Source organism: Natrinema sp. LJW11, assembly GCF_056135975.1.
The window spans coordinates 70,325-85,949 of sequence record NZ_JBWBDM010000014.1; the positions used below are offsets into that span (position 1 = coordinate 70,325).

Here is a 15,625-nt window from a genome sequence, read left to right on the forward strand (position 1 = left end):
ATGAACCTTACACCTAAAGAACGCGAACGATTAACAATCTTCGTAGCCGCAGAGATCGCACGGCGCCGGAAGGACCGTGGTGTCCCGCTGAATCATCCCGAGACCATTGCGTACATCAGCGACTGGTGTAACGAGCGTGCCCGGGAGGGACAGAACGTAGAAGAGATCCGGACACAAGCCACGCAGCTACTCTCTTATGAGGACGTGAGAGATGGTGTTCCAGGAATGATTTCCACCATCCAGGTCGAACCGATCTTCCCCGATGGAACGAAGCTGGTGACCGTTCATGACCCCATCAGAGCTGACACAAAGTCAGACGAAAACGATGCAGATGGAAGCAAGCGTGATGAGGCTGATGAGGTCACAGAGAGTGACGAACCAACTGAAACCCAGTCAGATGGAGGTGACGATACATGAGTCTGGGTCACCGCGATATTCCGACAATTGGCATTGGTGGTCCCGTTGGTTCGGGAAAGACGACACTGCTGAGCCAGATTGTCCCACGTCTTCGGACAAATGGTTTAGATGTCGGCGTAATTGCCAATGATATCCTCACCCAGGAAGACGCGGATGCACTCCGTGAGCGGTTCTCCGATGTCGTTCCCGAGGACTTGGTCGCAGGTGTCGAAACCGGTGCCTGCCCACACACGGGTATTCGAGAGGATCCATCGATGAATCTCCAACAGATCGATGCTTTCCTCGACGACAATCCCGATCTTGACCTCGTGCTAATCGAAAGTGGCGGGGACAACCTTGCGGCGACCTTCAATCCTGAACTTGCAGACTACTCGCTGTATGTGATTTCGGTTGCAGAGGGGGACGACATCCCGCGGAAGCGCGGACCAGGTGTCGTAGACTGTGACCTTCTTGTGATCAATAAAACAGACCTTGCACCCCACGTCGGCGCGGATCTTGACGTGATGGAGCGAGATTCCCGCTCAGTGCGCGACGGGCCATTCGTATTCACGGACTGTAAGAGCGAAGACGGGATAGACGAGGTGTTAGAGCACATCAAGTCAGGAGTGCTGTTCGCGTAGATGGCCTCCGATAGTCCACATCCCAGCTTCGATAACTACGCCGCCGAGTCGGTTCCACAGGCCTCTGTGGGCTCTCCAAGTAAGGACGGGCGGCTAGACCTAACCTTCGCAGTTGGTGCCGACGGACAAACCCATCTTACTCGTGACCGGACACGTGCTCCGTTTCACGTTTCAGGGACGCTCGCGACTGACCCTCACCCCGACGCAACTACTGTCATGGTGCAAACTTCAAGCGGTGGAGTTGTACAGGGCGACCGTCACGATATCACAATTACGGTTAATGAGGACGCCATTGCTACGGTAACAACCGGAAGCGCAACAAACGTATTCTCGATGGAGTGCAACTACGGTGCTTCCGAGCGTTCGTTGTCAGTCCAGAATGGGGGCCACCTGGCGTTCGTGCCTGCACCGACTATCCTGCATTCGAATGCCCGGTACTGCGAGACGACGACACTAACACTGGAGCGGAACGCGACAGCGGTTATAGGTGAAATCGTAGTTCCGGGACGGTTAGCTCGTGGCGAACGATTTGACTTCGATCGATATTTGAACCGGCTTCGGGTCCATGGTCCCAACGGACTCCTGTTCGAGGACACTACAGACCTCCAGCCTAACACGGAGAGTCGGGATCCCACGGCAGCGGGTGTCCTAGGCGAATTTGACACGTACGGAACGTTGTACATAGTCTCACCGAATTGTGATGCTGGATTGAGCGACCAGATCTACGAGCGAATTACCGATGGTCCGGCACGGGCCGGGGCCACAGCGCTTCCCAATGAAGCCGGAATAGTAGTCCGTGCGCTCGCAAACCGTACCAACGCTGTAACCAAGACGCTCCGGACTGCATGGGACGTAGTCCGCAAGGAGATGCTCGGCGTATCAGCGCCTGACAGAGGGGTATGGTGATGCTCGTCGCAGACACCTATTTCGGATCCTTGACCGACAGCGAGGTTAGTGACCGCGTTGACGCTGCCGACCCACTCCGCGTTGTGCTAGATGACACTGACCGCCGGCGCTCACATGTGCGGACGACTACTGTTGATGGTACCGATATAGGAATCATCGTCGGCCGTAAACTTCGAGATAAGGATGTACTCGTCACGAGGGATAGAGGTAGTGACGACAAGCATTTTGTTGTAGTTGAACTTGATGGCATTCCCGCAGTCGCGCTCTCGTTTGACGACGTCAACCATGATGCACTCCCATTGGCAGTTGAACTGGGACACGCTGTTGGCAATCGCCACCGCGACCTTGCGGTCACGAACAATCGTGTACTCATTCGGGCAGAACAAGATCTTAGCCGTCTAGAATCTCTACTCGAAGCGCATCTACCCAACGGAGCTACAGCCACGCGAACGACGGTTTCGCCCGCAGCTTTTGGTTCTGACGCCGGCCGTGCACACAATGGCTCATCCGATCACTCACATGGCTCATCCGATCACTCACATGCCTTATCCGACCATCATACGAACGAACCTGATAATGATCATACTGACAATTCTAATTCCCATCACCACTCAGAGAATGACCAGAAGAGCACTCAAGGTGAGGAGGGACACGACCAGCTGGGGGATAACGGTATATGACCGATAAGACGACCCTCACATCTTTCCGGCTAACCGATTCCTTCCTTCCGGTTGGAAGCTACACCACTTCATATGGGCTAGAGCAGTTCATCCAAACAAACGAGATCTCCGATACAAACGAGCTCAAAGCGATTCTTGAAACCTATCTTCGACGTCTGTTAGGCCCGGGTGAACTGGTGGTGCTCCGAGTCGCCCATACGGCAGCAAGCAACGGTGATCTCGATGGAGTATGTGAAGCTGACCGTCGACTAGCCGCGATAACACTAGCTGCAGAATTCCGCGAGAGTGCAACTCGTACTGGTAACAGGTTGCTTTCGCTAGAGACTGACCTGAGGGACGACAAACTGCTTGATGCGTATGTCGACCGCGTCCCCAATGACGCACCTGGAATGTACCCGACCGTGGTAGGAGCAGTTACGGGTCGTCTAGGTGTACCAATCAACGAAGCGTGCCTCCTTCACTGCCACAGCTTTATTACTGGACTACTCGGTGCCGCACAGCGACTTCTTTCTCTTGGCCACACCGATGCCCAGCGAATTCTTAACACATTACAGCCGACAATGGTCTCAGCTGTTGCAGACAGTGCTGACCGCTCACTTGACGAACTAATGCCGTTTGCCCCATTAGTTGACTTGGCAACTGCAGATCACGAACACGCCGAACGTCGTCTGTTCATGAGCTAGCCACTGGTCTTTATCTATGAACTTTGCAACTTTTAGAGTTTTTACTGCTATTATGCTTGAATAGAAAGGTAAGATACTTGCCACACGTCTGACAGTGTTTAAGCGTGATTCCAGACATCAGATATCTTGTCATCACAAAAGGCCGGAGGTCTTTAAACCAAGACAAAAGTTGTATCCTCAATTGTGGCTGAATGCCGATCAGTATGTGTGGTACACTCCAAACCGCCCGCGAAGGAAAGCCACTCGCTGAAACGGTTACGAAGAACCTTGATAGTATCGACGTACTCGCGGATAATGCAGGCATCTCGAGTTGTCGACACTCGGCAAGATGAATCTGGATGAACGATATCATAATATTCATTGTACCTATCTATGAAACATTTATTCAAATAATACAATTTTAATTCTTAATAGATGTGAAACCAACTAGGAGAAGTATAATTTTACTATGGCCGAAAGTTGTATCTGTAGAAGATGGGTTCCGAGCAAAACCACCTCAAGGAGACTAATACCGAAGCTCGTTTCGAGTTCAAAAAGGAACAGCAGGCTGCGGTAAAATCGGATAAAGGCCTGATTGAAGAAATCATTCGTATGATCTCAATAGACAAATCCGAACCTGGTTGGATGCTAGAGAGACGCCTACGGTTATTTAGACAATATCAGAATATGCCGATGCCGACAGACTGGCCGGACCAACCTCATCTTTCTCAGGTTGATGTAGATGACATCATTCCATATATCCGTCCTGACGTTGACAAGCGCGAAGGTGCCGATAGTTGGGATGAACTCCCAGACGATATTAAGGATACCTTCGAGAAACTCGGCATTCCGGAGGCTGAGCGTAAGGCGCTTTCGGGCGTCGGTGCCCAGTATGAATCCGAAATTGTCTACCAGAACATGCAGGAGCAATGGGAGGAGAAGGGCGTCATCTTCATGAACATGGACCGCGCGGTCCAAGAGCACCCCGAACTCGTCAAAGAACACTTTATGACAACCTGTGTCCCCCCGAGCGACAATAAATTCGCTGCGCTCCACGGCGCTGTCTGGTCCGGCGGGTCGTTCGTTTACGTCCCCGAGGATGTCACTGTCGAAATGCCTATCCAAGCGTACTTTCGCATGAACTCTGAAGGGATGGGCCAGTTCGAGCACACGCTCATCATCGCCGAGGAAGGGGCGGAAGTCCACTACATCGAGGGCTGTTCCGCACCTAAGTACGGCGCCCACAACCTCCACTCAGGCTGCGTCGAGGTTTTCGTCGGCGAGAGCGCCCACGTTCAGTACTCAACCGTCCAGAACTGGTCGAAGAATACGTTCAACCTGAATACCAAGCGCGCCATCTGCGAGGAAAACGGTACGATGGAGTGGGTCTCGGGCAGCATGGGATCGAAAGTGACCATGCTCTACCCGTGTACGATTCTCAAGGGTCGCGGTTCGACCGACACTCACATCACCATTGCCTTCGCGGGCGAGGGTCAGGACATCGACACCGGCGCGAAGGTCTACCACAACGCGCCCGAGACGAGTTCGACCATCGAGTCCAAGTCGATCGCCAAGGACGGCGGCCGCACCAACTACCGCGGGCTCGTTCACATCGCCGACGGCGCCGAGAACTCCTCGACCGCCGTCGAGTGCGACGCGCTGATGTTCGACAACGAGTCCACCTCGGACACCATGCCGTACATGGAGATCAAGGAGTCGAAGGTCGACGTCGCTCACGAGGCGACTGTCGGCAAGATCGGCGACGAGGACATCTTCTACCTCCAGAGTCGCGGTCTGGACGACGACGACGCCAAGAAAATGATCGTCGCCGGCTTCATCGAGCCGATCACGGAGGAACTGCCCATCGAATACGCGGTCGAACTCAACCGCCTCATCGAACTCGAGATGGAGGGGAGCCTCGGCTAATCGGTAATACACATATATTTAGCAGACACTGTAGACACACAGCGCGAGTTTCCCATCCTATCGTGAGCGGAGTGAAACGTATCACTCTGCTACATGTTTTTATCATTCTATGTATCATTCAATTATCCTTAATAGTGCATTCGTCGTTCCTACATAGTAATCTATCCCCCATAAGAGTACAGAATATCTGAATAGAGATGTCTTTTTGTGAGGGGTGGTTAGCCTTTAACCGAGCTTTCTTTACACTCGTACATGTGTAATTATCGCATCGGGCCCGAATATAGCAATGTATGAGTCTATCATAAATGGATTATTAAGTAGCGATTGGTTTGCAAGCCTATATTCGTTAAGTAATCAGTAAGAAGAAGTACCCCTATCTCCCAGTCTAGAACGAACTAGGACATTGTCAAGGAATTGGCGATATCAAGATACGGTTCTTGCACTGTGTACACTTGCCTTTTTTGCTACGATGGTTGGCCGTCTGGCTATTAGCCCTATTGTACCCAAAATAGTCACAATATTTTCTGTTTCACACGCCGCTGTCGGTCTCTCATTAACTGGGATGTGGCTCGCGTATGGTCTTAGCCAATATCCTAGTGGAATTCTGGCAGATCGGTATGGTGAACGTCGAATCATATTGATCGCTATGGGTGGATCAGCCTTGGCTGCGTTGGTAATTTCAATCAGTACTAGGTTTGTCTTGTTCTTCCTTGCGACTATCCTCCTTGGTGCGGTTGCAGGGTTACACTATAGCGTTGCCACAACACTGCTCGCGCGCATATACGATAATGTTGGTATTGCGATTGGCATTCACAATTCAGGTGCAACTGTTGCTGGTTTACTCACACCTATTTTTGTCACCTGGGTTGCAGTCCAATTTGGATGGCGACTTGCTATGATCGCTATTGCAGCAATTGGCATTCCAGCAACGACCCTCTTTGCGTGGAAGGTACGTCCAACTGAACCACAACATCCAGAGACACCGCTCCGAGAGCAGTTACAGCTCTCGGCAGCGCATGAATTGATTTCACGTCCGCCAATCGGCTTTACGCTTGTCATTGCGATTGTTGGTGAGTTTACTTGGCAAGGGACGGCTTCCTTTCTACCGACGTTTCTCATTGAGCACCAAGGTATTTCTACACCGCTTGCTGGTACACTTTTTTCGATATACTTTGTGGTACAAGGAATTGCTCAGGTCGGTGTAGGTGCTGTATCTGATCGGGTTGGCCGTGATTTGACGATCACCGGGTGTATGCTTTCAGGTGTAATTGGTTTTGGACTACTCGTAATGATGTCCAGCTTTCCTTCAGTTCTTGTTGGTATATTACTTGTCGGACTCGCCATGAGCTTTAGTGCAGCTGTTATGCCCAGGTTTTTGCGAGAGTTTTCGACTGAGGAACAAAATACAGGTTTCGGACTTGTCCGTACTATCTACATGGTTGTTGCTTCGTTAGGTTCTGTTGTTATCGGTCTGGTTGCAGACATATTCGGATGGGTAGTCTCATTTGGTTTTCTCGCGGTAGCTCTAGCTATTGTCTCCCTCATACTTCTCACCAACTGGATGTTTAGGCTTGGATACTGATCCCGAGCTACTATCCTAACTCTGTTATGGGATTGATGAAGTATACTTTGATGGAATCTAAGGTACTCCTCTGCCAAATTCAGGGTAGATGCTCGTCTGACCGTGTTCCTAGCAGTGTTCGTGATGATGAGGTGGCGTTGACGTTCCTGTTTAGACCACTTTGTCTGGTGTCTATATCTCTGATGCAGGCCTACAAATCTCTGATTTATGCTTCCGGAATACTGGCTCTGGGTTTCAACGTGGTTGAAGATGATGTTCGAGAATTGCTCAGAGAGTCTACCGACCACTTTGGGCACGATATTCTCGCGTTGGAGATTATAGACGATCGTACACTTATTCGTTCAGAGCGACCCAGCGCACAATCTCACGGAAACGGAGCACACGCCGGAGTGACGCGCTTCATCCGCCCATGATGGGGCAGAGAATTCGCGCTGACTTTCGCTTAGACTTGATATTCCGATTACCAGAGTATATTCAACACTGTTATCGGTGACCAAACCGTACTTCTGTTTACAATGGATTCCGGATTTAAGCCCAGTCGTAAATTACCAAGAAAAGCGACGCTATATTGCTTTGAGTGTGGGCATAAGAATCCAATTTCTGGTGATTGGAAGGTGAAGACGATCGGCACTTGTGATATCTACCGCTGCCCAGAGTGTGCTATAACAATCGCCGTTCGTCCGACTACAGATGCTCAAAATAATAACAGCAAGGAGAGACAGTGTTATTGTACAGGATGAGAAAAACCCATATAACTTAAATTAGAAGTTAGTAACTCTTTATAGAACTAACATCGTTTTCGAAAGCTCTAATTGGCTGCTGTTGTTTGTAGTGATAATGAGTCACCAACTACCAGATATCCAGGCGGATAGTTCCAATATTACTGTTGGATTGAGCCAAGTCGGTGTCACAGAGGTTGAGAAACTCCTCAAAATCGCTCGCGAAGAGAAGCGTCCGATCGTCCTCACCGCCGAGTTCGAAGTCTTCGTTGACCTCCCGTCTTGGCGCAAGGGTGCGGATATGAGCCGCAACATGGAGGTCATCGACGAGATTCTCGAGGAGGCCACTCACGAAGAGGCCTACTGTGTCGAGGAGATCTGTGGCGAGGTCGCCGAACGACTGCTTAAGAAACACGACTACACCTCCCGTGCGGAGGTATCGATGAAAGCGGAGTTCATGCGCCGCGAGCAGACACCCGCCAGCGATCGCGAAACTCAACACACCGTCGACATTATTGCCTCCGCAACGGCGACCGAGGAAGGAACCCGCGAGGAGATCGGTGCCGAAGTTGTCGGAATGACCGTCTGTCCGTGTTCGCAGGGGATGTCGACCGCTCGCGCGAAGCAGACCCTTGAGGACTTGGGCGTCGACGGAGGGACAATCACGGACTTTCTTGACGAAGTGCCCCAGCCTGGCCACTCTCAGCGTGGGCACGCGACGCTGACGGTTGAGGCCACCGGCAATCCGAATGTCGATCTCAACGACATCATCGATATCGCGCGAGACTCGATGAGCGCGCGGATCTACAACCTCGCGAAGCGCCCCGATGAGGACTACATGACTCACGAGGCCCACGCAGATGCGAAGTTCGTTGAGGACTGCGTGCGCTCGATGGCTGAGGACGTCGTCGACGAGTTCGACCACCTACCGGACGACACAGTGATTTCGATGAAGCAATCGAACGACGAGTCGATCCACCAGCATAACGCTCACGCCGAGCGTGTCACCGAAATAGGTATACTTCGTGAAGAAATCACCACTAAAACCCCATTCAAACGCTAAATTAGCGGATTCTATCTCGTAGGACCGGAGACAAAGCTTGACTTTGATGTGCCGCTCTTGGATAATCGATTATAGTGATGTCAGAACTCGAACTCGAGGATAGTTTGAATGTTTCGCCGCGAGTTTGCGCTGAACGCGTTGGTGAAGTTGAATCGCTCTGAGGTAGGGCGTGAGCTTGTCTTTGGAGATGTCTCGTCGGGGTAAGTGCCACCGTCGCGCCAGCGACGCATGGCTCTCGCAGATGTTGAGGTTCATCTCACTATCGGTATATTCGCCCTCGCTGTGAACGAACGACTGACGATCGAGCGCGTTATCCTTGTCCAGCGGCTCGTAGGCTCGAAAGGCCCGACTCCGCTTCGTGTTGCCGATCGCGATTGCGCGGCGAATCAAACGAGGGAACCGCCTTTGAATCTGGTTTCTCGGTCACTCGAGAAAGAATTACCCCTCCACCCATCATATATAAAATCACCGAAGGATCCTTTGGACGAACGCGATGGAATTGCAGAGAGAACAAACCCCCTTAACAAATGGGAACTAATCGGTGACAGCAACGAATGGTAAACCGTGTTTTACAGGCTGTCGATCGGAAAGGCAGCTAACTCTTACTACTGCCTCAACCAGTACTCAGTGAATGACCGATGAGTGATTGACGGTCTGGGAAAGACTGTATGAGATAGGCAGCCTTCTCGAACCAAGGAATGTAGTCACTATCATCACTACTTCTTGTTCACTACTTGCTGGGAAAAGAGAGACAGTAACTGGTGGTCACTCATTCGCTTCATCCGAGGCGATACGCCCCCATGAGAGCGATCACGGGACTGCCGAGGACCAGAACAGCGAGGACCAACAGCAGTCTGAACGCTGTTGGATTCGCCGTCGCGAGGTCGATCCACCACGGTTCCAAGGCTTTAGCGATCGTGATCTCATCGTACATCGCTCTATCGAAGGACGAGAACGCGATGAGGAAGGCAGTAATGAGTACTGCCCTACCAGCTGCTGCTCGAGGATCTCTACCACTCATTATAATTGAAAATACGATATTCTCATGCAAAATATATTTAACAAATAGTCGTCTCATCCGAGAAGTTCCGTGCACTTCTCGTTGAGTCGCGCAGCAGTCTGTCATCACCTGTGGGGGACTTCCTCGTTTTTCATGGCCTCCCTGTTCCCGTAGATCAGAGCCAGCTGGCGAACGTCAACGACGAGGAGAACCTTCGGTTTGAGCAGTACTACCCAAGAAATATCCAGACCGAATCCGATGGATCCCGATACAGTTCTTAAATCAATATATATCAACTCCGATTTTCGACTATCGAACCATAACTACGAATAATATAGGAGGTGGGGTGTCGAATATGGAGTCTACTGTCAACCGACGGCGGTTCGTACAAGCGACGAGTGGCGGACTCGCAGTTAGTATTGCCGGATGCTCTACCGAGGCTGAGGATGAGGACTCTGAAAACAATAGTGACAATAGACAAACTCAAGAAAACGGTGAGGACACCGAAACCGAGACCGGATCTAACGGCGGGGTCGCATACGCGTTTGGCCCGAACACGATCACCATTATCGATCCAGCCGAAGGTGAAGTTGTTGATGAGATTACTGAAGGTATTGATGGCTATGAATGGGGAGATGCTGTCCCGACAAGCGATGGAAGCCAACTCTTCGTCATCGAGTCGACGCTTGCACAGGTACTTGTAATTGATATCGAATCCCACGAGATCGTCTCCGAAGTCGCTATGGGTCCTGACGGGACGCATATGTATCATCCGAACGACGAGGAGATGTGGGCGCATTCTGACGCGGAGGGGACTTTCTACGTTATTGACACTGAATCTCACGCGGTCACTGAAACCGTCGTCGCAGGACTCGACAATGAGGGCCACGGCAAACTCCTCTATCACGAGGACTTCGATACGACAGGATACGCGACGAACGTCAATGATCCGGCAGTGCATGTCATTGATCTGGAAGCATACGAGCGATCGGATACGATCGAACTCGGGGACGAGGGTGGAACACACTATAAGGCGTATGGCCCCCAGAACGACCTCGCGTATTTCGAGCGCTCCGGTGGCGTCGGGACTACATCAGTGGTTGACACCGAAACCGACGAGGTTATCGACGAACTCGATTTCACCGGTGGAATGTACCTCACTCCTGACGAGGAACTAATGGGTATCATCGACGAGAACGAGATTCACTTCGTCGACGTCACCACCGAGGACAGTGAGGAGGTCGGCTCTGTCGAGGTTGATGGTGGACCTGATGCACTAGAGTACTACGAGACTGACGACACACTCTACGGTTTCATCGCCAATACGCAGGAGGCCACCGCGACGGTCATCGATGTCGACGCTTTCGAAGAAGTTGACCGGATCGACGCCGGAGATATCCAACGCCCTGAAGGCGCAGAGTTCCTCCATCGCTCGGGTGTCTCCGGTGACGGATACTTCTTTACCCCTGCTGGTGCTGACGGTACCGTAGCTGTGATCGACATGGAAGCGCAAGAGCTAATCGAACACGTCCCTGTTGAGGAGGGCGTCGACACCGTTCAGTACCTCAGTAGCGCAGGAGACGAACAGTAATCCATGAGCGTGGGTAAGTCACTTGACCGGAGGCCGCCGCTTGCAGTAGTCATCGCCATCATAGTCGGCGTTATCGTCCTCGCAAGCATTGCGACACCGGTCGCAGCCCACGCCTATCTTAGCGAGTCAGATCCCTCGAACGGGGAACAAGTAGAGACGGTACCCGATAAAGTGACGCTCTACTTCTCGGGTGATGGTATCCAAGTCGCAGACGTCACTGTAACTGGGTCGAACGACGAGGACGTGAGCGGCGGTGCTCGGATTGATGCCGATGACTCACAAGTCGTCCATGTGCCGATTGAAGAAGAAGACGCTGGTGACGGCATATACACGGTCCAGTGGGAGATCCTCGCCGATGACGGTCATACTTCCAGCGGGTCGTTCTTCTTCAGCGTCGGTGACGAACCACTCGATCGTGACGCTGTCCTTGACGCGTACGAGGATGACGAGGTCGACGAAGGTGTATCACCAGTTGAGGCTGGTGCAAAGGGACTCCTCCTCATTACCCTCGTCGGAGTTGTCGGCATTCCGATAACGGCAGTGAGTGTCATCTACCCACTTGTCGACCGGTTCGGATCTGAAGTTACAATAGCCGATCGCCGTCTTACGAAGCTCCTTACTGGTGTGAGCCTCCTTCTCTTTATCTCGGCCCTCATACTCGGACTCACACGGAGTACGGCAGTCGGCCCGTTCTCCACCGAGACTGTGATCCAGTTCAGCAATACCCCACTCGGCCATTCATGGGTCGTACAACTGGTACTCACAGCGCTCCTTACCGTCGCTCTCCTCGGAGCCGTTCGTGGATTCCTGTCTCGACGTGGCTGGCTCGGAATTGCGTTTGTTGGTGGGCTCCTCATCGGTGCGAGCGTGAGTTGGACGAGTCATTCAGCCACTGCGATCGATCGGTTGCTGGGAACTGTAGTGGACTTCGGCCATATTATCGGAGCGGGCCTCTGGGTCGGTGGACTCGTCGTCCTCGCGGTAGTTGTTCCACCACTCCTTCGGGAGAGCGACTCAGCCGATCGCAGTGCACTTGCCGCTGGAATCGTTCGGCGGTATTCGATTCTCGCCATCATCGGCGTAACCATCGCGGTGACGACCGGACTCGTTCTCGCATCATGGCACATCCTCACATTTGATGGTCTGTCCGAGACGCTCTACGGACTCTCGCTCTCAGCGAAGGTTCTTCTCGTGTTGGTCGCACTCGGACTCGGTGGTTTTACCCGGTTTATTCTCCTACGACAACTCGAGCCGCAGACCCGCTCAAGAGACATTATTGGTCGGCTGTTCGGACGAAGTACCGACACGCAACTCCGCGAAGATGGTGGTCAATCTGGAAGCGGAACGACCACAGCTTTCGTTCGTGCTGTTCGATTCGAAGTCGCGGTTCTCATCCTTGTCCTGCTCGTATCAGGATTACTCACATCAATCCCGACGGCTGCCATCGTTAACCAAGAACAGGAAACCGGACCGGAGATGGCGACCATCGAACAGGAGGTTGATGACATTACTATCGAATTGACAGTACTCCCGGTTGCTGAAGCCGATACTGAAACGGACCGGGTTGATCTAATCACCGTTCACGCAGATGAACCAGTCGTGTTCGAGGTGAGATTTCTACGCGACGGCGAGCCACTCCAATCGGACCGACCTGTTCGATTGCTTGCAGACAGTCAAAACGGGGAGGAGACGATGCAGATTGAACTCGACGAAGCAGAGAGTGAGACATACGCGACAGTACAGACGCTTCCAGCCGACGGAGACTGGGAGATACGGGTTACCGGAGCGCCGGACGGCTCGTTCGTCAGTGAGTGGTTCAACGTTCATGCAGTGACGGACACAGCACATGATGACCACGATCGCGAAGATTCCACTCCTTCCACTACTCCATTCACAACACTACTCCAGTACGGGGCGATCGGCATTGCTGTCATCGGATCTGTCGCAGTAATAGTTGAGTCAATACGCTATAACCGACAGGAAGATAATTGATATCCCATATGTGTATAAAAATATATTTAAACGAGACAACATTCCGGGAATCATAGTTGCACCTTCCGGTTGATGACACTCAAAACCGCACGACGGTGTCTAGGTCATCTTTTGTATTGACACTTCCCAAAATCGCAAGACGGTGTGGGGATGGTTATTCGGATCCACGTTCTCGGCTTGAACACTTATGTTTGGTTCACCATGAATGGCTGAGAAAATCAAAAGTCACGTAGTTGACAAACCATTATATAAAATCCGTTGACTGGATCACCAGTATAGTTAATTATTTTAGCTAGTTTTGGTCGAAAAAATATACTACTCGAGTAATTCAATTTCTTCGAGACGAGTCACAATCACATCAATAGCCTGTCTAGAATCAGATCGCTCTTTTCCACCAGTGATGACTAACTTCCCAGATCCAAAGAGAAGAGAAGCGATGTCTGGTTCGTCAAGTCGGAATACTAACCCAGGGAACTGTTCTGGCTCATACTCGATATTTTCAAGACCAAGACCGATTGCGATTGCATTCAGGTTGAGATTTTGACCGAGATCAGCGCAGCTAACGATGTTCTGAATAATAATCTCTGGATCCTCTTCAACCGGAATCTGGAGTTCACGGAGTTTCTCGAAAACAATCTCAAGACTTTTCCTGACATCGTCAGTGCTTTTTGCGCCGGTACAGACAATCTTCCCAGACCGGAAGAGTAGTGTGGCTGCTTTAGGGTCCTGTGTGCGGTAGACGAGTCCTGGGAACCGTTTAGGATCGTAGTCTGCTCCTTGTAAATCTGCTGCGACGTTCTCCAAGTCAAGTTCTTGACCGATTCCTGTTGATGCTACTACATTTTCGATGGTGATAGATTCCTTCGGATTGGACATTTACTGTTTAAAACAACGTGTCTAATCACTATAAATCTCGTGATACTCTATGTACTTATGCTGGCAGCTCTGTCTAGTGATTCACCGCAACCTTTGAAGAGTCCGACGATACTCGATCACTGACATCGATCATCAGCCACCTTAAGAAATCGATTGAGAAGTTTCCGTGAGAGCACCTTGCTGTTCATCTTGGACAAGATCTCAAATATGTAGCCGTTGACGATGAGAGATTCTCTTGAGAACGCATTACATTACATAATAACGCATTGAAATATACGATAAATTATCACGAGTCGCAATTCATCTGAACTGTCGGGAGTAGAGATTCGCCACTGGACTGCGACGCACAGAAATCTGAGTGTAACTTTCTGAAATACGGACAACAGTTTTAGTATTATCTATGTAACCAACCAATATTATTAACTTCCCAGTGTCAAGTTTATATTTATTAAAATGATATATGTTCTAATATGAAAAAGTTCGCCATTGTCGTCTCCTTCTCACGCTTAACAAAGTAGCACCCCTTATCGAGATTGAAACTTTATACTCTTGGACTTCATACCGAAATAGTAATGGTTTGGTCTGTTCGTCTCAGTGACGACGAATATGAGACAGAGAAAGCTGAGGATAGTAAAACTAAATTCACCTGCTCAGAGTGCGGGTCAAGTACCATAGTACAGCATTCTAAACAAGGAGAGCGAATTTGCGAAGACTGTGGCCTCGTTATCCAAGAATCAATGATTGACTCGGGTCCAGAGTGGCGTGCTTTCAACTATCAAGAGAGGCAGAAAAAAACGCGTGTCGGTGCACCAACCACTCAGACGATACACGACAAGGGACTTTCCACTCAAATCGATTGGAAAGACAAAGATGCACATGGCCGTTCGATTTCCTCGAGGAAACGTTCGCAGATGAATCGGTTACGGAAATGGCAGAAACGAATCCGTACAAAGGATGCCGGGGAACGAAACCTCCAATTCGCACTTAGCGAAATCGACCGTATGGCAAGTTCACTTGGGATTCCTCAGAGCGTTCGTGAGGTTACAAGTGTAATTTACCGGCGAGCATTACAGGAAGACCTTCTTCGTGGTCGATCAATCGAAGGTGTTGCCACAGCTGCATTGTATGCTGGTTGTCGACAAGAAGGTATTCCACGCTCACTAGAGGAAGTTTCAGACGTTTCGCGTGTCGAGCGAGTAGAGGTGAGTCGTACCTACCGATATATCTCAAATGAGCTTGGTCTTGAACTACTACCAATTGATCCGAAACGGTATGTTCCCCGTTTTACCTCAAAACTTGATCTTTCACAAGAAGTAGAGGCAAAGGCGAAAGAGATTATTGATAAGACTGCTGACCCCTTACTCTCTGGAAGAGGACCGTCAGGCTTCGCCGCTGCCGCGATTTATGCTGCCACCTTGCTGTGCAACGAGAAACGGACACAGCAAGAAGTCGCAGATGCTGCTCAAGTTACTGAAGTCACCATCCGTAATCGATATCAGGAACAAATCGAGATGCTATAGTAACCGTTAGAACTTTCCGCCCCTATATCGTTATTGTATCCAATGGACCATCTCGACGATATATCCGTCGA

At 50.9% G+C, this 15,625-nt stretch carries 13 protein-coding genes and 2 pseudogenes; 12 read left to right on the plus strand and 3 right to left on the minus strand.

Annotated elements, in window-relative coordinates:
* From AC0QDI_RS24710 to mptA, 9 genes and pseudogenes are all read left to right on the plus strand, one after another.
* Window positions 1-417, plus strand: a complete 417-nt coding sequence (locus AC0QDI_RS24710) for an urease subunit gamma (RefSeq protein WP_226777604.1) — start codon at window positions 1-3, stop codon at window positions 415-417.
* Window positions 414-1,037: an urease accessory protein UreG gene (ureG, locus tag AC0QDI_RS24715; RefSeq protein ID WP_226777605.1), complete on the plus strand. Its 624-nt coding sequence runs from the start codon at window positions 414-416 to the stop codon at window positions 1,035-1,037. The genes AC0QDI_RS24710 and ureG overlap by 4 nt, the downstream gene beginning before the upstream one ends.
* Window positions 1,038-1,253: 216 nt before the next feature.
* Window positions 1,254-1,943, plus strand: a complete 690-nt coding sequence (locus AC0QDI_RS24720) for an urease accessory protein UreD (protein WP_474672764.1) — start codon at window positions 1,254-1,256, stop codon at window positions 1,941-1,943.
* A 676-nt stretch (window positions 1,944-2,619) separates the two neighbouring features.
* Complete coding sequence (locus AC0QDI_RS24725; RefSeq protein ID WP_474672743.1) at window positions 2,620-3,306, plus strand: urease accessory protein UreF; 687 nt, start codon at window positions 2,620-2,622, stop codon at window positions 3,304-3,306.
* Between the two features lie 474 nt (window positions 3,307-3,780).
* Window positions 3,781-5,211, plus strand: coding sequence for a Fe-S cluster assembly protein SufB (sufB, locus tag AC0QDI_RS24730; protein WP_474672745.1), 1,431 nt, complete (start codon window positions 3,781-3,783; stop codon window positions 5,209-5,211).
* A gap of 403 nt (window positions 5,212-5,614) precedes the next feature.
* A complete protein-coding gene (locus AC0QDI_RS24735; protein ID WP_474672747.1) occupies window positions 5,615-6,793 on the plus strand; it encodes an MFS transporter in 1,179 nt (392 codons plus the stop codon).
* Between the two features lie 236 nt (window positions 6,794-7,029).
* Window positions 7,030-7,156 (plus strand): annotated as a pseudogene (locus AC0QDI_RS24740) (transposase); the annotation flags it as partial.
* Window positions 7,157-7,308: 152 nt separating this feature from the next.
* Window positions 7,309-7,533 (plus strand): DUF8106 domain-containing protein, encoded by a 225-nt coding sequence (locus AC0QDI_RS24745; RefSeq protein WP_474672749.1) that lies wholly within the window; start codon window positions 7,309-7,311, stop codon window positions 7,531-7,533.
* A gap of 97 nt (window positions 7,534-7,630) precedes the next feature.
* Entirely contained in the window at window positions 7,631-8,575 is a 945-nt protein-coding gene (gene mptA, locus AC0QDI_RS24750) for a GTP cyclohydrolase MptA (protein ID WP_474672751.1), read from the plus strand.
* A gap of 69 nt (window positions 8,576-8,644) precedes the next feature.
* Here the strand turns inward: mptA and AC0QDI_RS24755 are convergent.
* Both AC0QDI_RS24755 and AC0QDI_RS24760 read right to left on the minus strand, forming a co-directional pair.
* Window positions 8,645-8,917: pseudogene (locus AC0QDI_RS24755) on the minus strand (hypothetical protein); the annotation flags it as partial.
* A gap of 436 nt (window positions 8,918-9,353) precedes the next feature.
* A complete protein-coding gene (locus AC0QDI_RS24760; RefSeq protein ID WP_474672753.1) occupies window positions 9,354-9,596 on the minus strand; it encodes a hypothetical protein in 243 nt (80 codons plus the stop codon).
* 334 nt (window positions 9,597-9,930) lie between these two features.
* Here AC0QDI_RS24760 and AC0QDI_RS24765 point away from each other — a divergent pair, with 334 nt between their 5' ends.
* Complete coding sequence (locus AC0QDI_RS24765; protein WP_474672755.1) at window positions 9,931-11,166, plus strand: beta-propeller fold lactonase family protein; 1,236 nt, start codon at window positions 9,931-9,933, stop codon at window positions 11,164-11,166.
* Window positions 11,167-11,169: 3 nt separating this feature from the next.
* On the plus strand, window positions 11,170-13,158 hold the full coding sequence (locus tag AC0QDI_RS24770; protein WP_474672757.1) for a copper resistance CopC/CopD family protein: 1,989 nt from the start codon (window positions 11,170-11,172) through the stop codon (window positions 13,156-13,158).
* 315 nt (window positions 13,159-13,473) lie between these two features.
* On the opposite strand, the gene AC0QDI_RS24775 is transcribed toward AC0QDI_RS24770, so the two are convergent.
* Window positions 13,474-14,034, minus strand: a complete 561-nt coding sequence (locus AC0QDI_RS24775; protein ID WP_474672759.1) for a TATA-box-binding protein — start codon at window positions 14,032-14,034, stop codon at window positions 13,474-13,476.
* A 572-nt stretch (window positions 14,035-14,606) separates the two neighbouring features.
* Between AC0QDI_RS24775 and AC0QDI_RS24780 the strand changes: the two genes are divergently transcribed.
* On the plus strand, window positions 14,607-15,554 hold the full coding sequence (locus AC0QDI_RS24780; RefSeq protein ID WP_474672761.1) for a transcription initiation factor IIB: 948 nt from the start codon (window positions 14,607-14,609) through the stop codon (window positions 15,552-15,554).
* Window positions 15,555-15,625: the final 71 nt, after the last annotated feature.